Origin of the sequence: Mesorhizobium sp. C264A (assembly GCF_040324515.1) — a bacterium.
Classification (GTDB): Bacteria; Pseudomonadota; Alphaproteobacteria; order Rhizobiales; family Rhizobiaceae; genus Mesorhizobium.
Genome location: NZ_JAMYVY010000002.1, coordinates 2117501 through 2137971, shown reverse-complemented (window position 1 = coordinate 2137971; position 20471 = coordinate 2117501). Strand labels below are relative to the sequence as shown.

Below are 20471 nucleotides of genomic sequence, written 5' to 3'. Positions count from 1 at the left end.
GAGACGACCGAGAAAACTCGGCAGATCAATGACATGGCGACGCACGGAAGAAGGTTCCGGGCGAATACCAAGTATCGCCGGTCAGGTTTTTCCAGACATCTCTGGAAGACGACTGCGCTGTCCACTCTGGCACTTGCCCTTTCCGGCATAGCCGCCCATGCCGGCGACACCGGACTGTGGCAGCCGCAGGTCCGCGCCATCATCGGCGCCAACAACAATGGCGGCAACACGGCGATCGAGGGTTTCCTGCCGCTGAAGCAGAACCTCGAATCCGTTCTCTTTCTCGATGTGCGCTCGAAATACGATTTCGACGACGGCTTCGGCCAGGACGTCGGCCTCGGCGTTCGCCGCATCGTCAATCCGGATCTGATGATCGGCGGCTACGCCTATCTCAACATCCAGAACCAGGACAGTCACCAGTTCGTCGCCTCGACGCTCGGCCTCGAGGCCATCACCTCAAAATACGATGCGCACGTAAACGTCTATCTGCCGATCAGCGGCGACCGCAGCACGGCCGGGCAAGAGTCGAGCCTGTCGCTGGTCGGGCATCAGCTGATCGAGCAGATATCGGCCATCGCCCACCGCGATTACGCGGCCTGGGGCATCGAGGGCGAGGTCGGCGTTCAGGTGCCGCTCAACCTGCCCGAGAACCATTCACTGCGTTTCGATGTCGGCGCCTACCATTTCGGCGATCCCGACGGCGACGACGGCAGCATCACCGGCGCCAAGGCCGGCCTGGAATATTCGATCGGCGACGTCATCGGCAAAGGCACGTCGCTGACCTTCACCGGCGAGGTGCGCAACGACAACCGCGATGACACCCAGTTCGCCGGCAGCATCCGGCTGACGGTGCCGCTCAACGCTTTCGACAAGGGCTCGTCTTCGGCCGATGACGGCGCCGAGCCGGTCTATCCGGTCAGCCCCGGCCTGCGCAAACGCGTCAACGAGCGCGTACGCGGCGACATCGGCGTTCGCATCGAGAGCCAGGACAAAGTTACCGGCACGTCGACGCGGGTGGCGATCAATGCCGCCACCAACACGGCATTCGGCCAGTTCTTCTTCGCCGATGGTGACAACGACGCGCTCGGCCTCGGCACGATCGGCGACCCGACCACGCTCGACAATGCAGTCGCCGGCGCCGGCGCTAACGGCGTCGTCGTCGCGCTGGGCGGCAAGGGAAACATTACGACAGCCGGCGTGACGCTCGCCAACGGACAGACCGTTATCGGCGGTGGCGGCGGTGTCCAGGCGCGGCTCGCCGACGGCAGCATCGGCACCTACAATTTCGGCGGCTCCAACGGCACCATCCAGGGCACCAACCCCGCCAACAACGTCCTGACGCTCGCCAATGGCAACACGCTGAGCGGTATCACCATCACCGGCGGCAAGGACGGCATCTTCGGCAACAACATCACCGGCGCCACGTTGACCAACGTCACGGTCACCGGCACCGGCGGCCACGGCGCCGACTTCACCGGTACATCGACCGGCGTCAATGGCTCGAACTTCACCGCGACCGGCAACGGCCTCGACGGACTGCACATCGAAGGCGACGGCACCTATAACTTCACCGGCACGACGCTGCTGCAGGGCAATGGCGACGACGGCCTGGATATAACCGGCCACGGCACCTACACTTTCGCCACCCTCAACTCGCTCGACAACAACGATGCCGGCATTACCGTGAAGGGCACCGGGGTCGCCGGCTCGATCACCATCACCGGTGGCCAGGTGTCGGGCAACAAGGCACTCGGCGACGACGGCGTCGGTGTCTTCATCGATCCGATCACCGCCCATATCGTGCTGGATTCGATCACCCAGACCGGCGGCGCATCGGGCGTCGTGCTCGAGAATCTTTCGGGCAGCTTCACCGTCAACGGCGCGACGACGATCTCGAACACGACCGGACCGGCCATCGCGATCACGGATTCGCCGGCCGCGATCCGCTTCGGCGACATCAACATCACCGATCCCGGCACCGACGGCATGGTGTTTACCGGCGTCAATGCGTCCGTCATCGCCGGCAACATCATCATCTCCGGGCTCGGCTCCGGCATCGGCCTCGACTTCTCCGGCAGCCAGACTAATTTCACGGCGCAGTCGCTGAACATAAACGGCACCGGCGGCACGACGTCCATCGGGATCGACCTTGTCCAGACCAACGGCGGCACGATCATCATCACCAATGGCGGCACCATCGCCAATGTCGGCACCGGCGTGCGGCTCGGCATTGCCGGCTCGCCGGCCGACACCGCCAACGCCCAATTCACCTTCGGTGGCGGCTTGATCGGCGGCAACCTCGCCTCGCTCGACGCACGCGGCCTCAATTCCGGTTCGGGCCAATACGCATTCGGCACGACGACGTTCAACGGGCCGCAACTGTTCGACCAGACGCAGCTGATCTTTGTCGCCGCAGGCGGCACAGGCGACGGTACCTCGCTTTCGGACCTGGCTTCGATCACCGACGCCGACAACAATACCGACGGCACCGCGATTTTCGTGCTGGTCAATCGCGGTGTCATCGACGACACCGACGGCTTTACGCTCGAAGCGGGGCAGACCCTGGCCTCTTTCGGCAACGGCCGCACCTTCTCGCTCGGCGGCCTGCCGATCAATGTGACCGGCGACAACGTCGATCCCGGCAGCACCATCTCGGATGCGGCCGGTGCCGCAACGCTGACCGCTTCGGGCAGCGGCGACGTCGTCACGCTGGCCAACAATACCTCGCTCCAGGACTTCAACATCTCCGGCGGTACTGCCAACGGCATCCATGGCAGCGGCGTTACCGGCGTCGTGCTGACCGGCATGACCGTGTCGGGGGCCGCCCTCAATGGCGTGCTGTTCGATGGCGCCAACGACGTTTCCGGCAGCAATCTGAGCTCGACCGGTAATGGCGGCGCTGGGCTGTCGATCCAGGGCGACGGCACCTACAATTTCACCGGCACGACGACGGTGTCGGATAATGCCGGCGACGGCTTGCTGATCAACAGCAATGCCATCACCAGCTTCCAGACGCTCAACGCGACCAGCAATGGCGGCAGCGGCGTCCAGGCCACGTCAACTGGCACCGGCTCGCTTTCGATCGACGGCGGTACCGTCAACAACAACACCACATCCGCCTTTACAGCGTCGAATATCGGGCTCGGTGTCACGCTCTCCAACATCGGCCACGTCGGCGGCACAACCGGCGTCAGCCTTTCGGGCGTCAGCGGCAGCGTCAGCGTTACCGGCCCGACGACGATCGGCAGCACCACCGGCGACGGCATCTCGATCAGCGGCAGCACGGCAACGGTCGGCTTCAGCGGCGACGTGCTCATCAGCCAGGTGCTTGGCAATGGCATCGCGCTCAACGGCAACACCGGCGCCGTCAGCTTCGGCTATGCGGAAATCGGTGCGCCGGGCCTCAACGGCATCGATATTGGGGGGAATACCGGGTCAGTCACATTCTCTGGCCCCACCATCGTTGTCATCGGTTCTGCCGATGGCAGCGCGGGCATTAACTTCAGCGGCACAAACAACGACGTCAGTTTCGGTACGACGACGGTGTTGCTCGGCGAAGGGCTGAACCAGACGGGCATTGACTTCAGCGGCTCGTCAACGACAGCCGATTTCGGGCTGACCAGCATTACCGGCACCGGCGACCTGACCTCGCGCGGCATCGACCTGTCGTCGACGACCGGCAACAAGACGATCACCTTCCTGCAGGGCTCCAGGATCGACAATGTCGGCGTCGGTGTCGAATTGTCGTCAGGCGGCACCACGGCCACGTCGGCCAACGCCAACTTCACCTTCGGCGACGGCAATTCCGCCGATGGGCTGGAATCCTTCATCACCGCGGCAACCGGCGGCTACACTGTCAATACGATCGGGCTGGATCCGGCGCTCGGCAACTACGACTTCGACGATGTCTTCTTCACCGGCGATGCCCAACTGGCGGTAACTGTCGGCGGGGTCGTCATGATCTCGCAGACAGGCGGCACTGTTCACGCGGGCACGAATGGGCTGAGCGCCGATGTCACCACCGTGACGGCCGCGCAGGCCGATGCCATGGTCGGCACGCAGACCTACGCCTTTGTCGGCACCGTCGATCTCAGCGCGACGCCGTTCACGCTCGATTCGGGACAGTCGATCACCGGTTTCGGCAACGGCAATTCCATCCTCACCTCCGGTACGTTCCAGCCGGTCAATGTGCAGGGCAATCTCGGCGCCACCGGCGGCAATGTCACCGGCGATGAGGGCGTGGTCAAGAGCACGGGCGACACCCTTCATCTGCTCGGCAGCAATCAGGTGCGCAACACCGCCTTCGACTACAGCGGCGGCAGCGGCTCGGTGTTCGTCATCGACCAGAGCGTGGGTGGCTTCAACAATTCCGGCGGCACCGTTGTCGAAGGCGTCACCGTCAGCAATGTCGCTGCCGGCCAGACGGCGTTCAACGTCGACGGCCTCACCGGCAACCTGTCGATTATCAACAACAATATCAACGTTGCCGGCACGCTGCTCGATGTCGACGGCGGCAACGGCAACATTACGGTCACCCGCGGCAACTTGCCCAACAGCGCGACGCCCGGCACGCTGACCGGTGGCGGCATCGCAATCGCCAACCGCACCGGCGGCTTGGTCAACTTCACGGACAAGGCGACGATCGGCGGCAGCGGCGTATCGCTGACCAACAACACCGGCGCCACAATCACCTTCGCCGATGTCGACATCACCACGGACGCCGCAACGGCGTTCACTGCAACCGGAGGCGGCTCGGTCAACGTCACGACCGGAACGATCAATGCCACCAATGCGGGAGCGGTGGCGCTCGACGGCATTGCGGCCAACATCAATTTCGCCTCGACAAGCGCCAGCTTCAATTCCGGCAGCGGTGTCGACCTGCAGCATCTGACCGGTACGGTCGCGCTCGGCACCGGCACGCTGACCAACACCGGTTCGGGTACAGCCTTCAATGTCGGCTCGGCGGCCGATCAGAGCGGCGGCAATGCAATCATCTCCTATGCTGGCACCATCGCCAGCAACGGCACCGGGGCCGCCGTCTCGATCCAGGAACTGACCGGCGGCTCGGTGACGCTGTCGGGCAATCTGACCGACGGCAACGCAGCCGATGGCGGCCAGATCTTCATCGGTGGCATCGCCAACGGCACGGCGGCGACCGTCACCTTCTCGGGAAGCAGCAAGAAGATAAGCTCTGGCGCGACGACAGCTGTACAGATCGGCTACACGGGCCCCCTCTCCGCCATCGTCCCGTATGACAACACGGACGGCACGATCAACTTCACCAATGGCGGCCTGGATATAACGACAACGACCGGAGAAGGCTTCGGCGCCGCCTTCGGCGGCACCGTCAGCGTCTCCGGCACCGGCAACAAGATCGCCTCCGGCGGCAATGGTCTGTTCATTGTCCTCGCCGACGTCGGCGCCGCCGGCGTCACCTTCGACAGCGTCTCGGCCGTATCGACATCGGACGCTGCCGGCGTCTTGCTGACAGGGTCCAATCTGGCGGGCGACGTCAACATTGGCGGCCTGAAAGATACCGGCTACATGGGCGCCTCGCTGAACGCCCTGCTCGGCGCCGGTGCGGTGAATTTCACCGGCACGACCGATCTCGACGTCAGCTACCGAGGGTTCGATATCGGCGGCCCGCAAGTGGGCACCATAAACATCGCCAACGTCGCCGGCTCCACCCTGACCATCGACGGTGGGGAAGCCGGCATTGTCACGAACGGCCTGCAGGCAGGAATCATCAACGTTGGCGGCAATGGCGGCGTCGCAAGCATCGGCGCGACGACAAGCACCACCGGTGCGGCTATCGCCGTCAGCGGCGGTAACGACCTCATTCACGCCACGCTGAACTACAACGGCTCGATCAAGGTCGACACCGGCATGGTCGTGCAGGCCGTGGCCGACTGGAGCGAGCTCAACATGAGCGGTTCGGTCGTTTCGACTACGGCAGCAACTGGCATTGGTACGGCGGCCTTCGTCTTCACCGGCAACGCCAACGGCGTCTACAATATTTCAAGCACGATCGATCATACCGGCACGGGCATCGGCGTGCGGTTTGACGGATCGTCTAACGGGACGGCCACCTTCTCCGGTGCGTCGAAGATCTTCAACACCAGCAGCGGCACCAACGACGCGATCGTCAAGTTGCCCAGCATCAGCCCGACCCAGGGCATGGGCACGCTCAACTTCACCAATGGCGGCCTGGTCATCACCACCTCGAGCGGCGCCGGCTTCACCGCCAGCACTTTCGGCGCCGGCACGGTCAGCGTCAGCGGCACGGGCAACTCGATAACCACGACGACAGGCACCGCGCTCAACCTCGACAACGCGACGGTCGGCGCCGGCGGCATCAATTTCAGCTCCATCTCGGTCAATGGAGCGGCGACTGGCGTTTCGCTCAACAATGTCAGCGGCGGCACGCTCAATCTCGGCACGGTGAACCTGCAAGGCATCACCTCGACCGGCGTCGACATTTCCGGCACGCTCGGCTCGACGGTAAACTTCGCCAGCCTGACCATCGCCATGCCCGGCGACAATTCGACCGGCATCACCTTCGCCGATGCCGTCGTCAACAGCATCTTCACGACTGGCGGTTTCACGCTCACCAGTGCTTCCTCGACCGGCACCACCGCCGTCAACCTGTCCAACACCACCGGCACCGGCACCATCCAGCTCGGCGATCCGAACACGGCCGGCGCATCCTCCACCATCGGCGGCGCCGGCGCCGGACCCGGCATCGGCTTCCAGTTCACCCCGACGACGGCGATCAACTTGATCTATGGCGACGGCGAAAGCGCGGTCGACAAGCTGTCGACGGTCAAGGCAATCGACATCCTCAATTCCACCGGCGTTTTCCCGGTCGGCGGCACCTATAATTTCCAGGATGTCGACGGCGCAAATGGCGGCTTCATCGGCGACCTCTCCGAGGCCCAGGGACCGACCACCTATTATGTCGATCAGGAAGGCGACGGCGACGGCACCGCCGCCAATCCGGGCTCGATTGCCGGCGCGGAAGCGTCGGGCGCCTCGGTTGTCATCCTTGTCGACACGTCGCAGAACGGCACCAGCAACCTCATCGACATGATGCAGGCTCAGCAGAATGGCGGCGGCAACAACACGCTCAACCTTGCCGATGGCCAGATCCTGATCGGTCTCAAGGCCGGCGATTCCATCGATACCGCGCCGCTGGGCGCCGTCGGCGGCGGCCTCGGCGGCAACTTCAGCTTCAGCGGCATCAATGCCTCGACCGTCATCACGGCAGCGTCCAATGTCGACAGCGTGCTGGCGACGCTGACGACCGCGAACGGCAACACCATCGATTTCTCCGGCAAGGCCGGCATCGAAAATGTCATCGTGCAGAACACCGGTGCGGGCCTTGGCATCTCCGGCACCAACATCACCGATCTTATCCTGCGCCGCGCCACGATCGCCGGCGGCACCGGTGGCGCCCTGTCGCTTACCGACGGCGCCGCTGCCAGCCAGATCGCACTGTCGAACCTGATCCTGTCGGCAACCGGCGGCGACATTGCCAAGGTTGACGGCACGATCGGCGCCGGGCTGATGAAGGTCAGCGCCTTCTCCGACATCACGCTTCTGGGCAACAATGGCGAAACCGGCGGCTTTGGGGTGAGCGGTGTAACCTTCGATGCCGTTCCAGCGACTGTCGGCATCGACCAGGTCGACGGCGACGCCTTCGTCGCCGGCACAAGCACCAATGGCGTCGGCGGTTATGGCCTGACGCTATCCGGTGTATCCGGCGATATCCAGTTCGACAGCATCACCGCCTACGGTGGCGTCAACGGCATCGCCTTCAATGGCGTTGACGCCACCGTCACGGTCAGCGGCGCCACCACCATCACCGGCACCAGCAGCTTCGGCATAGACGTCACCGGCGCCAACACCGGTACGTTCACCTTCGGCGCGGTGACGGTCAACAACACCGCCACGGCCGGCGACGGCATCCATGTGGTATCAGGCACGGTCAACGTCACCGGCCTCGCCAACATCGATACGACGAGCGGCGTCGGCCTGTCGCAGAGCGGCGGCACGACAAGCTTCACCGGCGGTGTGACCATCGACACCACGACCGGCACGGCCATCGTGGGCACCGGCGGCACGATGGGCATCACCGCTTCCGCTGCAGCCCAGACGGTAAATTCGACCAGCGGTCAGTCGATCAGCCTCACCAACGTCGCCGCCACCATTGCGCTTGACTCGACCTCGTCGGGCGGCGGCACCAACAATGTTGGCCTGGCCAATGTCACCGGAACAGTCAGCCTCGGATCCGGCGCATTGAGCGGCGCTTCGGGCGTCGCATTCCTGGTCAATGGCGGCGCTGCGACCGTCAGCTATGGCGGCTCCGTCACCAAGACCACCGCCGGCAAGATCGTCGACATCTCCGGCGTCACCGGCGGTTCGGTCACACTGTCCGGCGCGCTCAGCGCCACCGGCGGTTTCGACAATGGTATCTATGTCCACGGCAACTCCGGCGGGACCATCACTCTCAGCGGTGGCACGAAGACGCTGACCACTGGCGCCAATACGGCGGTCGACTTGACGACCAACACCGGCGCGACGATCAACTTCGATACGGGTGGCCTGGTGATTACCACCACCTCCGGCACGGGCTTCAACGCCAGCGGCGGTGGCACGGTCAGCGTCGGCGCGCTCCTCAGCGACAACAGCATCACCACGACGGCCGGCGGCACCGCGTTGAACCTCAATGGCGTTACGATTGGCGCTGCGGGCATGAATTTCGACAGTGTTTCGGCCACTGCCGCCGCAACCGGCATCTCGCTGACCAATATCGCCTCGTCCGGCGGCGGGGCCATCATTCTCGGCACGGTCAACCTGCAAGGCATCACCACGCGTGGTGTCGATGTTTCCGGCACGCTTGGCGCGGCGCTGTCCTTCAACGATCTCGACATCGGCCTGAACAGCACCACGGGCGTGGCCTTCGACCTCAACGGTGCCACCATCAATGCGGCGGTGACGGCCAATGACTTCGATGTCACCAATGCCGCCGCCGCCGGCACCTCGATAGGCGTCGACCTGCGTGGCACCACTGGCGGCCAGACGGTACGCCTCGGCGATGCCGTTGTCGGCGGCGCCAGCTCCAGCATTGCCGGCGTCAACACCGGCGTGTTCCTCAACAGCGCCACCAACCTCGCTTTCACCTATGGCGACGGCGAATCGGCGACCGACCAGCTCTCGACCATCGGCGCCAATGTAGGCATCGACGCATCCAGTGCGCCGGTTGCCGGCACCTACAATTTCCAGGATGTGAACTTCCAGTCGGCTCCCGGCCTGGGCTTCGGAGTCGGCAAGGTCTATTTCGTCGGCGCGTCCGCGACCGGTGACGGCAGCGGTCGCGACCAGAACAATCTCGCGACGCTGGCCACCGCCGAAGCAGCAGCCGTGGCGACGGACATTCTGGTTCTCGTCAACGATGGCGGCACCATCACCGCGGCAGGCAGCAATGGCAACGACACGCTGGCTCTCGCCACCGGCGAGCAGGTGCGCGGCTTCGGCAACGGCAACATCAATCTGGCGCTGACAGTGCCCTCCACCATCCAGCTCGCCAGCAACAGCATCTCGATCATCGACCAGACGCCCAATGGCGCCGCGACGCTGACGACGAGCGCCGGCAACAATGTCATCACGCTCGGCGCCAGCGGCAACATCATCGACGGCTTCATCCTGAATGGCAGCCCGGCGGGTGCCGCGCGTGGCGTCAAGGACAATGGCGCGGGTGCTGCGAATACCGTCATCAGCAACATGACCATCAGCAATTTCGCCACGCAGGGTATCGAGATTACCCCGTCGAACAGCACGACGATCAACAACGTTACTTTCTCCGGCAACGCCAGCGATGTGTGGCTGAACGCGTCCAACACCACCATCACCAACGTCACCAGCACCGGCGCCACCGGCATTGCTTTCAAACTCGACAACACCACCGGCACGACGACGCTGACCAACGTCAACATCACCACGGCGGCGACCGGAACCGGCATCGCCTTCGGTGGCGCGTCGGGCGCTGGCGGCACGATTGCCGGTACCAATGTCGACATATCGGGCGGCAGCGGCCTTTCGGTGACCGGCGGCAACGCGGTGATCAGCTTCGACGGCGCCAGCTCCATCATCAGCACGTCGGGCGCGGCGGCCACGATCTCGACCCGCGCTGGCGGCAGCTTCACCTTCGCCGGCTCGGTGATCGCCAACGGCGCTGCGAGCGGCATCAGCATTTCCGGCGCGACGGCGGCCAATACGGTGAGCTTCACCGGTACGGTCGATCTCGGCACCACGACGCCGATGACCGGCACCGCAGTCGCAATCAACAACGGCGCCACGGCCTCGACCGTCAGCTTCGCAAACCTCGACATCGTCACAAGCGGCACCACCGGATTCAGCGCCAGCAATGGCGGCACGGTCAATGTCACGACCGGCACGGTGAGCTCCACTTCCGCGCAGGCGGTCAACCTCAACGGCATCGCCACCACCGGCATCAATTTCACCTCGACCAATTCGACCGGCGGAACCAACAACGTGTCGCTGACCAATGTCACCGGCGCCGGCACTGTCAGCCTCGGCTCCGGTGCGCTCGGCGGCGCGACCGGCGCGGCCTTCCTGGTCACCGGCGGCTCGGCCAATGTCAGCTATGCCGGCTCGGTCACCAAGACCACGGCCGGAAACGTCGTCAGCATCTCCACCCGTACCGCCGGCACCACGACATTGTCGGGCACTCTCAGCGCCACCAGCGGCGTGGCCAACGGGATCCTCGTCAACGCCAACACCGGCGGCACGATCAACTTCTCCGGCGCCAGCAAGATACTGACCACCGGAGCCAACAATGCCGTCGACCTGACGGCGAACACCAACACGGCGGTCAACTTCACCGGCGGCGGCCTAGCCATCACCACCACCTCCGGCACCGGCTTCAACGCCACGAGCAACGGTACTGGCACCGTGACCGTTATCGGCTCGGGCAACACGATTTCGACCGGCAGCGGCGTCGCGGTCAACCTTGACAGCGTTGCTATCGCGGCGGGCGGCGTGACCTTCGCTTCCACAAACAAAGGCGCCGGCGGCACCAGCGCCGTCATCCTCGATTCCGTCACCGGTTCGGGAGCGATCGACCTCGGCACCGGCGCGCTGGTGGGCGGAACAAGCGCCGTGATCCGTATCGGCGATGGCCTAGGCACCGCCAACAGCGGCGGCACGGCGGCGTTCACCTATGCCGGCGCGATCACCAGCGGCAGCACCGGCCAGGCGGTCAACATCCAGGATCGCGCCCTGACCGCCGGCAACATCACCCTGTCGGGCAACATCACGCATAATGCGGCGGGCCAGATCGGCATCCTGCTGGACGACAATGTCGCCGGCATCATCACCTTCTCCGGCGCGTCGAAATCGATCACCTCGACCACGGCGGCTGGCGTCAGCCTGAGCGACAATGCCGGCGCGACGATCAACTTCACCAATGGCGGGCTGGTCATCGCCACGACCAGCGGCGCCGGTTTCAGCGCCACCGGCCCCGGTCCGGCAGCCACCGGCGGCGGCACGGTGACGGTGCAGGGCACCGGCAACACCATCGCGTCCGGCACGGGCACGGCTCTTAATGTCGCCAATACGACGATCGGCGCCGGCGACGTGACGTTCAGGAGCATTGCGTCCAATGGTGCAGCCAACGGCATCGTGCTCAACAACACCGGCACCAGCGGCAATCTGGTGGTGACCGGCACCGGCGCGACGGGGGGCAGCGGCGGCACGATCCAGAACTCGACCGGCGATGGCGTCAGCCTGACCGACACTCAGGATGTCAGCCTGAGCAACATGATCATCAGCGACAATGCGGGCAACGGCATAAAGGGGCTGCGGGTCAACGGCGTGGTGCTCAACGGTCTGACCCTGAACAGCAATGCCGATGCCAACACCGAGTCCGGAATCCTGTTCAACGAACTTACCGGCAACGCCTCGCACGTCACCACGTTCACCAACCTTACTGTCTCGAACTCTTTCACCCACAATGTGCAAGTCATCAATTCCGGCGGCACGTTGACGAACCTTGTGGTGAGCGGCGGTACGTTCTCGAACAACGGCACCTCAAACAATGCCGGCAGCGACTTCATCTTCGAGGCGGACGGCGCCGGTGTCGCCGGCGCGCCGACGATGACGCTGACCGTCGACGGCGCAACCTTCACCGGCAACAACGCCTATCCCGGACCGGGAGTCATCCCTGGAACCGGTCTGTTCGTCATTGCCAATGACGGTACCGTCAACGCTCACATCGGCGAGACCACGGGAAATCTATTCAACAATCTGAACAACGGCATCAACCTCACCCAGAGCAGCAATTCCGGCGCCGGCACGGGCGGCAATCTGAATTTCACCGTCCGGAACAACACCGTCACCAACAGCGACTCGACGGCCATCAACGTGTTCAGCAGCGGCGACCTCGCACGGACGCTTGACGGCACAATCGCCAACAACGTCATCGGTACGCAAGGCGTAGCAACCTCGGGATCGCGAACCGGCAACGGCATCAGGATTGGGCATGAAAGCCTCGGCGTCGCCAAGGTGCTGATCGACAACAACATTATCCAGAGCATCGGCGTCAACGGCATAAGCGGTGGCGACAGCGTCTCGATCACGCAGCTCGTGCAGCCGGGCACCGTGCACGCGACGGTCACCAACAACACCATTCGTGACAATGCCGACAGCCGCGGCATCACGGTCACCGCCACATTTGCCGGCGCTATCATCAATGCCGACGTTCATGCCAACACCATCACCAACGTCAACAACGCCAATGCCATCCGCTTCCTCGCGGACGGCCTCGGCGGCGCCGACGGCACGATCAACGTACCGCAGGCGAGCGAGGCCGGTATCGAAACCGTCAATGGCGGGGCAACGGCACTGACGGACACCCGGACGTTCTTCAACCAGCCGCTGCCACTGCTGCCTGCCGCGACACCGTAGTCAGCAACCTTGGATTTCGTCCTAGGAAATATATTTTGTGAATTTGATATCGACTTGTTGTCTTACTTAGGCATAATACAAGAATTCAGACAGTAAGCGGCCAACGGAGGGAACGGGGATGAGTGAGCCTTATTTAGGTGAAGTCAAGATCATTTCCTGGAACTATGCACCGCGCGGCTGGGCATTTTGTAACGGCCAGTTGTTGCCGCTTAACCAGAACCAGCCATTGTTCTCACTTCTTGGCACCAGGTACGGCGGCAACGGCCAGACAAATTTTGCCCTTCCGGATATGAGGGGACGTGCGCCGGTTCATACGGGCGGCCCTATTGGTGCAATTGTCGGCGGCCAGGGCGGCGAAGAGTTTCACACGCTCACGCTCGGCGAAATGCCGACACACAACCATTTCGTCAACGCATCGAACACTGCCGGCAACGTCAACAATCCATCCGGCGCGCTGTTGGGGGCGAACGCCAGCCCGATCTATCAGCCGCCTGGCAGCGCGGTGGCTATGGCGAAGGAAAACATCACTTTCGTCGGTGGCGGCCAGCCGCATGAGAACAGATCGCCCTATCTCGTCTTGAATTTCATCATTGCCCTGCAAGGCATATTCCCGTCGCGAAATTAAGAGGACGCTTCGATGAGCCAACCTTTTGTCGGCGAGATCAGGATGTTCGGTGGCAATTTCCCTCCGAATGGCTGGGCGTTCTGCCAAGGCCAGTTGATGCCGATCTCCGAGAACGAAACCTTGTTCAATCTGATCGGTACGACCTATGGCGGCGACGGGGAGGAAACATTCGCCCTGCCCAACCTCGCATCCCGCATCCCCGTCCATGCTGGCAAGGGCCCGCTGGTCAGCCAGACCTATATCATCGGAGAACTGGGCGGGGTCGAATCCGTCACTGTTTCAACCCAACAAATGCCGAACCATTCCCATACCTGGACCGGTTCGTCGAATATCGCCAAGAATCCGGGTCCGTCCGGCGGTGTCCTGGCGACATCGAGCCTGCTGACGCCCTATGTGGGTATCGCACCTGATGGCAACATGGCCGCCGGAGCCATTTCGCCGGCCGGCGGCAGCCAGCCTCACGACAATATGGTGCCGTTCCTCGCCGTCAGTTTCATCATCTCGCTATTTGGCATCTTCCCCCAGCAAAGCTAGAGACTTGCCATGACCAATCCGTTCGTCGCCGAAATTCGAATTTTTGCCGGAGATTTCGCCCCGACGGGGTGGGCGACCTGCGATGGCCAGCTCCTGCCAATCTCGCAGAATACGGCGCTGTTTTCGCTGCTGGGCACAGTTTACGGCGGCGACGGCAAGTCGACCTTCGCGTTGCCGAATATGGCTGGCTCCGCGCCCATGGGGCAAGGACAGGGCAATGGCTTGTCGGAGCGGTTTCTCGGCGAGACGGGTGGCGAAACGTCCATCACCCTTCTGCAAACGGAAATGCCGCAACATAATCATTTTGTCGCGATGTCCACCGAGAGTGGCGCCCAGGGAACTCTTACCGATGCGGTTGTTCTGGGGAAGTCGGGGGGCGGAACGCTGTATCAGAACAACACTTCGCAAAATCTGGTCCAGATGGACCCCCAGGCACTGAGCATGGCGGGCAGTACGTTGCCTCACAACAACCTGCCTCCCTATCTGGCGATGACGTTCATCATTGCCATGCAAGGCGTTTATCCGGCGCGTCCGTAAGCGCCACTCCATGATCCAGCTTCCGATTGTGGACAACGGGCCTGTTATATTTTGCTGGGTGCGCGCGGCGCGGATTGATCTGACGTTCCGCCCGATGGCGGACGCCGATCTGCCGTTCCTGTCGGCGCTCTACGCCTCGACCCGCGCCGAAGAACTTGCCGTCACGCCGTGGAGCGATGCGCAGAAAACGGCGTTCCTCGACATGCAGTTTCAAGCGCAGCACGCGCATTACCAGAAATACTATCCCAACGCCGACTGGCTGGTGATCGAGCAGGCAAGGCAAGATATCGGTCGCCTGTATATCGAGCGCTCGGCGAGCGAGCATTGCATCATAGATATCGCCTTCCTGCCGGCGCATCGCGGCAAGGGGTCTGGCGGTGCGTTGCTCGCCGATCTCATCGATGAGGCCGCCGCCGTCGGCAAGTCGGTCTCGATCCATGTCGAGAAGAACAATCCAGCGCGGCGGCTCTACAAACGCCTCAGCTTCACCGTTGCCGAGGACAAGGGCCTCTACGACCTGATGATCCGTTCGCCGTAAGGGCCGTGCCGGTCGTCACGTGCCGCGATACCAGGAGACGATGGTGAAACGTTCGTTGCGCGTGACCGGGGTGACTTCATGCGTCGTTTCCGAACGAAAGGCGACGAGAGAGCCCGGCAACGCGGGCATGGCAACGCGCAGGCCCGGGCCGCTGTAAGGCCCATGCAGGACCAGCGAGCCGCCTGCATAGCTTTTTGGCGAAGGGTTGTCCGATTGACGGTTGAGAAAGATCACCGCCGAGATCTTTCGGAACCCCGACTCGTCGTGAATGAGCGGCGTGTTGCCATCCTGGTGCGGCACAAAGAAATCGCCTTGCCGATAGTGAAGGAACTGAGGTTTCTCGACCTGGCCGAGCAGCAGCCCGAAATGCCGCTCCAGAGCCGCCTTCTGCTGCGCCAACAGGGCACTCACTCGCTCTTCAGTGGCCTGCGAAACATCGGCGCGCACGGTCTTTCGGATCTCCGGCCATGCCATCTTCTGGTCGGCACGCCCCAGCAGGCCGGCCGGACGGCCCACGGCCGCCCGAATTTCCACGCACAGTGCGCTACACGCCGCTCCGTCAAATACGTCCGCAATCTCGATATAGTCGATCATATGTCGAGCCGCCGCGCTGCCAAATCGCCCTGATGGCCGGAGCGTCCCCGTGGCCGATCCGGTCGAAAAAAATCAGTTGAATACCGCCTCGTAAAGCCGCCCTGCCTCATCGGCAGCGATCGGCACGATGAAGATCTCATGGGCGCCGCTTTTGCCGTTGAACCGATAGATAGCCTGCGGCAGCGCCGCGTCGCGCGGCCCCCTGAACAGCAGCGTGAAGCCACCGCCGTCGCGCGGGCTGTTGGCAATGGGCTGCACCGCGCTCAGTTCCATCGTGAGCGTCTGACCGCCGGCTTCGACGGAAAAGCTCTGCCCCTGCTCGAAATCCGAAAGCGATGCCATGCGCCTGCCCTGGTTCGTCTGTCTTTCAGACGGCTCTCTTGAGATGTCTATCCCGTCAGCCAATCTCGCCGCTTCATGGCGTGCTGTCTATAGAGCTCGATCTCCAGAAGTACAAAAGAGCACGATCAAACAAACAGATAGATTTATCTTGGCCACGTAGGGTGAAGCAGCCGTCAACGCGTTGCGCACCGGCAGCCACTGGCCTAAACCGGAATGGTATAAGAGGAGAACACTAGGGATGACTGACGCGAAAACAGACACGGCCCCGGCCGGAAGCACCGCGACCAACGCGCTGCCGCTGTTCTACAAAAAACCCGAGGCGCTCAATCCGCTGCGGCACGGCTCACTCGGCCTTACGGCGCGGGCCGATTTCTCCTTTGCCCGCACCGCGCACGCCATCCCCGTCGTCGCATCGGAAATGCCCGCGGCGATGCGCTCCTATCCGATCGTTTTCATTGGCGACGCCAAGGCGCCTGTCATCATCACCGGTCTGCGCCAGGACCAGAACCTGTTCGTAGGCGCCGACGGCAAATGGGCGGAGCCGCATTACATTCCCGCCTATGTCCGCCGTTACCCCTTCATCCTCGCCGATGAATCGAAAACGACCGGCCGCCTGACGTTGTGCATCGACCGTGCCAGCGAACGCGTCGTCGAGCAGATGCCTTCGTCCAAGGACAGCGACGAGACCGCGCCCTTCTTCGACGGCAACGAGCCGGCCGAGGCCTCGAAGCAGGCGCTCGCCTTCTGCAGCCAGTTCCAGACCGACTTCAATGCGACTCGCGCCATGATCGACAAGATCGACGCGCACGGCCTGTTCGCGCCGCGGCAGAGCAAGGTGACGCTGGAGGGCGGCGAGACCCTCAACCTCACCGACTTTCAGGTGATCGACGAGCCGGCCTTCAACAAATTGAGCGACGAGGCGTTTCTTGATCTCAGGAAATCCGGCGCGCTTGCGCTGCTCTATTGCCATCTCGCCTCGAGCAACAGCTGGACCTCGCTGGCCTTCCAGGCGTCATTGCGGCGAGCTGGCTGACGCGGCCCGCGACGAAAAGCTTCGGCAAGGCGCGGGTTGTTTAAATCAACGGTTCGCGCCTTCGCACGACGATCTCTCCGCGGCTCGAATCATGCTGTTGTCGTGCAGATCGCTTGCCATGACGGGCTGGCGAACTCCCAATGCTCGACGTGTAGTCTCGCCGAAATGCGCCGAGGCGGCATCACCCCCCGGTTCGCGGACCTGTCAATAAAGTCGAGCACGCCAGCCTTGCTGCCCTCCTCGATCGTTGAATAGCCGGTCGCGGCCATCGATCACGGTCCGAACGCAAAAAGCCCGCCTAAGCGGGCTTTTTTTGTTGGTTGCGGGGACAGGATTTGAACCTGTGACCTTCAGGTTATGAGCCTGACGAGCTACCGGGCTGCTCCACCCCGCGTCACCTCCAGGGCAAGCTCTTGCTTGCTCCGGACTCTCCAGGGCAAGCTCTTGCTTGCTCCGGACTCTCCAGGGCAAGCTCTTGCCTGCTCCGGATCTGAAGCAAGCGTTTGCTTGCTTATCTGGACGTAAGCCTGGGCCTATGAACAGGCTGGCTTACAGATAGGTAGAAGTCTCACCAAATGAAAGGGCCGCTTGCGCGGCCCGTGATCCCTTGGCGGGCCTTTTCGTAGAGAGAAGATTTCAGTTTCATCCGGTTTGCGGATGAGAGTTCAACGTGCGTTTTGCAGACCTGGCAGCGACCTACTCTCCCGCGTCTTGAGACGAAGTACCATCAGCGCTGGAGCGTTTCACGGCCGAGTTCGGAATGGGATCGGGTGCAGCCGCTCCGCCATAACCACCAGGTCGGCAAAACGCACGTTATATCGAGAAGCTGTTTTTCGTGCCAAGGCGACGTTTGTGTTTTGCTTTCGGGCGCAAGCCCGCAAGCGCGACTGCGCGTCGCCGGTTTTCCGGCGCCCTCGCGGAGCATAGGCCCTGGAAGGGCCGCTCATGCGTGAGCGCTGGTCAGATCATCGTGTTCACGATGAGCATAAGGAATGAGAACGATCAAGCCGATCGAACTATTAGTACCGGTAAGCTTCAAGCGTTGCCGCTCTTCCACACCCGGCCTATCAACGTGGTCGTCTTCCACGGTTCTCAGGGAATACTCGTTTTAAGGTGGGTTTCCCGCTTAGATGCCTTCAGCGGTTATCCCGTCCGGATATAGCTACCCTGCTATGCGGCTGGCGCCACAACAGGTCCACCAGAGATCCGTCCATCCCGGTCCTCTCGTACTAGGGACAGATCCTTTCAATATTCCTACACCCACGGCAGATAGGGACCGAACTGTCTCACGACGTTCTGAACCCAACTCACGTACCGCTTTAAATGGCGAACAGCCATACCCTTGGGACCTGCTCCAGCCCCAGGATGCGATGAGTCGACATCGAGGTGCCAAACAACCCCGTCGATATGGACTCTTGGGGGTCATCAGCCTGTTATCCCCGGCGTACCTTTTATCCGTTGAGCGATGGCCCTTCCACGCGGGACCACCGGATCACTATGACCGACTTTCGTCTCTGCTCGACTTGTCAGTCTCGCAGTCAGGCAGGCTTATGCCATTGCACTCAGCGAACGATTTCCGACCGTTCTGAGCCCACCATCGCGCGCCTCCGTTACTCTTTAGGAGGCGACCGCCCCAGTCAAACTACCCACCATACATTGTCCCGGACCCGGATAACGGGCCGCGGTTAGACATCCATAGTAATAAGGGTGGTATTTCAAGGATGGCTCCACCTGAGCTGGCGCCCAGGTTTCAAAGCCTACCACCTATCCTACACATGCCACTACGAATGCCAATGTAAAGCTATAGTAAAGGTGCACGGGGTCTTTCCGTCTAACCGCAGGAACCCCGCATCTTCACGGGGAATTCAATTTCACTGAGTCTATGCTGGAGACAGCGGGGAAGTCGTTACGCCATTCGTGCAGGTCGGAACTTACCCGACAAGGAATTTCGCTACCTTAGGACCGTTATAGTTACGGCCGCCGTTTACTGGGGCTTCGATTCAGAGCTTGCACCCCTCCTCTTAACCTTCCAGCACCGGGCAGGCGTCAGACCCTATACGTCGTCTTGCGACTTCGCAGAGCCCTGTGTTTTTGATAAACAGTCGCTACCCCCTGGTCTGTGCCACCCTCCTCTACTTGCGTAGAAAAGGGTCACGCTTCTTCCGAAGTTACGCGTGCAATTTGCCGAGTTCCTTCAGCATAGTTCTCTCAAGCGCCTTGGTATACTCTACCTGACCACCAGTGTCGGTTTCGGGTACGGTTTATAAGGAGGAGCTATTTCCTGGAACCGCTCCGCTGCCCGTTCAATCCGATAAGATTGGACAACTTGTGCGATCCGTCACTACCTCCAAGCCCACGAATATTAACGTGGTTCCCATCGACTACGCGTTTCCGCCTCGTCTTAGGGGCCGGCTAACCCTGCTCAGATTAGCTTTAAGCAGGAACCCTTGGTCTTTCGGCGGGGGAGTCTCTCACTCCCCTTACGTTACTCATGTCAGCATTCGCACTTCTGATACCTCCACCACCCCTCACGGGTATGGCTTCGTCAGCTTACAGAACGCTCCGCTACCGCTTGGCCCTTGCGGACCAAACCCTAAGCTTCGGTGTATGGCTTTAGCCCCGTTACATTTTCGGCGCAAAGACCCTTATTTAGACCAGTGAGCTGTTACGCTTTCTTTAAATGATGGCTGCTTCTAAGCCAACATCCTGGTTGTTTTGGGATCCTCACATCCTTTCCCACTTAGCCATAACTTGGGGACCTTAGCTGTAGGTCAGGGTTGTTTCCCTTTTCACGACGGACGTTAGCACCCGCCGTGTGTCTGCCGACTAGTACTCCCAGGTATTCGGAGTTTGGTTAGGTTTGGTAATCCGGTGAGGACCCCTAGCCCATCCAGTGCTCTACCCCCTGGGGTATTCGGTCGACGCTCTACCTAAATAGATTTCGCGGAGAACCAGCTATTTCCGAGTTTGATTGGCCTTTCACCCCTAGCCACAAGTCATCCCGAACTATTGCAACAGTTATGGGTTCGGTCCTCCAGTAAGTGTTACCTTACCTTCAACCTGCTCATGGCTAGATCACTCGGTTTCGGGTCTAATGCGACGAACTGAACGCCCTGTTCAGACTCGCTTTCGCTGCGCCTACACCTAGCGGTTTAAGCTTGCTCGTCACACTAAGTCGCTGACCCATTATACAAAAGGTACGTGGTGACCCTTGCGGGCTCCCACTGTTTGTAGGCAATCGGTTTCAGGTACTCTTTCACTCCCCTTGTCGGGGTGCTTTT

9 protein-coding genes, 1 tRNA gene and 2 rRNA genes (1 of these 12 cut by a window edge) are annotated in these 20471 nt (G+C 62.0%); 6 read left to right on the top strand and 6 right to left on the bottom strand.

Features of this window, described 5'->3' with window-relative positions; genetic code table 11:
- The first annotated feature begins 33 nt into the window (after positions 1-33).
- From NKL04_RS29475 to NKL04_RS29455, 5 genes are all read left to right on the top strand, one after another.
- Positions 34-12987 carry an inverse autotransporter beta domain-containing protein gene (locus tag NKL04_RS29475; RefSeq protein WP_156951486.1) on the top strand — a complete coding sequence of 4318 codons (12954 nt, stop codon included), beginning with the start codon at positions 34-36 and terminating at the stop codon, positions 12985-12987.
- Between the two features lie 118 nt (positions 12988-13105).
- Positions 13106-13612, top strand: a complete 507-nt coding sequence (locus NKL04_RS29470) for a phage tail protein (protein ID WP_023672955.1) — start codon at positions 13106-13108, stop codon at positions 13610-13612.
- Between the two features lie 12 nt (positions 13613-13624).
- On the top strand, positions 13625-14146 hold the full coding sequence (locus NKL04_RS29465; protein ID WP_023672956.1) for a phage tail protein: 522 nt from the start codon (positions 13625-13627) through the stop codon (positions 14144-14146).
- Positions 14147-14155: 9 nt separating this feature from the next.
- Positions 14156-14683: a phage tail protein gene (locus NKL04_RS29460; RefSeq protein ID WP_023685706.1), complete on the top strand. Its 528-nt coding sequence runs from the start codon at positions 14156-14158 to the stop codon at positions 14681-14683.
- Positions 14684-14693: 10 nt separating this feature from the next.
- The gene (locus tag NKL04_RS29455) at positions 14694-15221 is read left to right on the top strand and encodes a GNAT family N-acetyltransferase (RefSeq protein WP_031209445.1); all 528 of its coding nucleotides are present in this window, start codon (positions 14694-14696) and stop codon (positions 15219-15221) included.
- 15 nt (positions 15222-15236) lie between these two features.
- Here NKL04_RS29455 and NKL04_RS29450 read toward each other — a convergent pair whose 3' ends face one another.
- Positions 15237-15815 (bottom strand): 2OG-Fe(II) oxygenase, encoded by a 579-nt coding sequence (locus NKL04_RS29450; RefSeq protein ID WP_023701441.1) that lies wholly within the window; start codon positions 15813-15815, stop codon positions 15237-15239.
- A gap of 72 nt (positions 15816-15887) precedes the next feature.
- Complete coding sequence (locus tag NKL04_RS29445; RefSeq protein WP_023672960.1) at positions 15888-16157, bottom strand: DUF6916 family protein; 270 nt, start codon at positions 16155-16157, stop codon at positions 15888-15890.
- Between the two features lie 238 nt (positions 16158-16395).
- Here NKL04_RS29445 and NKL04_RS29440 point away from each other — a divergent pair, with 238 nt between their 5' ends.
- Positions 16396-17190, top strand: coding sequence for a SapC family protein (locus NKL04_RS29440; protein WP_352724760.1), 795 nt, complete (start codon positions 16396-16398; stop codon positions 17188-17190).
- 89 nt (positions 17191-17279) lie between these two features.
- On the opposite strand, the gene NKL04_RS29435 is transcribed toward NKL04_RS29440, so the two are convergent.
- From NKL04_RS29435 to NKL04_RS29420, 4 genes are all read right to left on the bottom strand, one after another.
- Positions 17280-17459, bottom strand: coding sequence for a hypothetical protein (locus NKL04_RS29435; RefSeq protein ID WP_023701440.1), 180 nt, complete (start codon positions 17457-17459; stop codon positions 17280-17282).
- Between the two features lie 48 nt (positions 17460-17507).
- Positions 17508-17584: transfer RNA gene (locus NKL04_RS29430), tRNA-Met, on the bottom strand.
- Between the two features lie 289 nt (positions 17585-17873).
- Positions 17874-17988: ribosomal RNA gene (gene rrf / locus NKL04_RS29425) — 5S ribosomal RNA — on the bottom strand.
- Between the two features lie 200 nt (positions 17989-18188).
- Positions 18189-20471, bottom strand: a 23S ribosomal RNA gene (locus NKL04_RS29420) (it continues 519 nt past the right edge of the window).

Bases quoted from the DNA above. Each gene is read 5' to 3' on its own strand.
- NKL04_RS29475 (WP_156951486.1), top strand. From the start codon at position 34: ATGGCGACGCACGGAAGAAGGTTCCGGGCGAATACCAAGTATCGCCGG.
- NKL04_RS29470 (WP_023672955.1), top strand. From the start codon at position 13,106: ATGAGTGAGCCTTATTTAGGTGAAGTCAAGATCATTTCCTGGAACTAT.
- NKL04_RS29465 (WP_023672956.1), top strand. From the start codon at position 13,625: ATGAGCCAACCTTTTGTCGGCGAGATCAGGATGTTCGGTGGCAATTTC.
- NKL04_RS29460 (WP_023685706.1), top strand. From the start codon at position 14,156: ATGACCAATCCGTTCGTCGCCGAAATTCGAATTTTTGCCGGAGATTTC.
- NKL04_RS29455 (WP_031209445.1), top strand. From the start codon at position 14,694: ATGATCCAGCTTCCGATTGTGGACAACGGGCCTGTTATATTTTGCTGG.
- NKL04_RS29450 (WP_023701441.1), bottom strand. From the start codon at position 15,815: ATGATCGACTATATCGAGATTGCGGACGTATTTGACGGAGCGGCGTGT.
- NKL04_RS29445 (WP_023672960.1), bottom strand. From the start codon at position 16,157: ATGGCATCGCTTTCGGATTTCGAGCAGGGGCAGAGCTTTTCCGTCGAA.
- NKL04_RS29440 (WP_352724760.1), top strand. From the start codon at position 16,396: ATGACTGACGCGAAAACAGACACGGCCCCGGCCGGAAGCACCGCGACC.
- NKL04_RS29435 (WP_023701440.1), bottom strand. From the start codon at position 17,459: ATGGCCGCGACCGGCTATTCAACGATCGAGGAGGGCAGCAAGGCTGGC.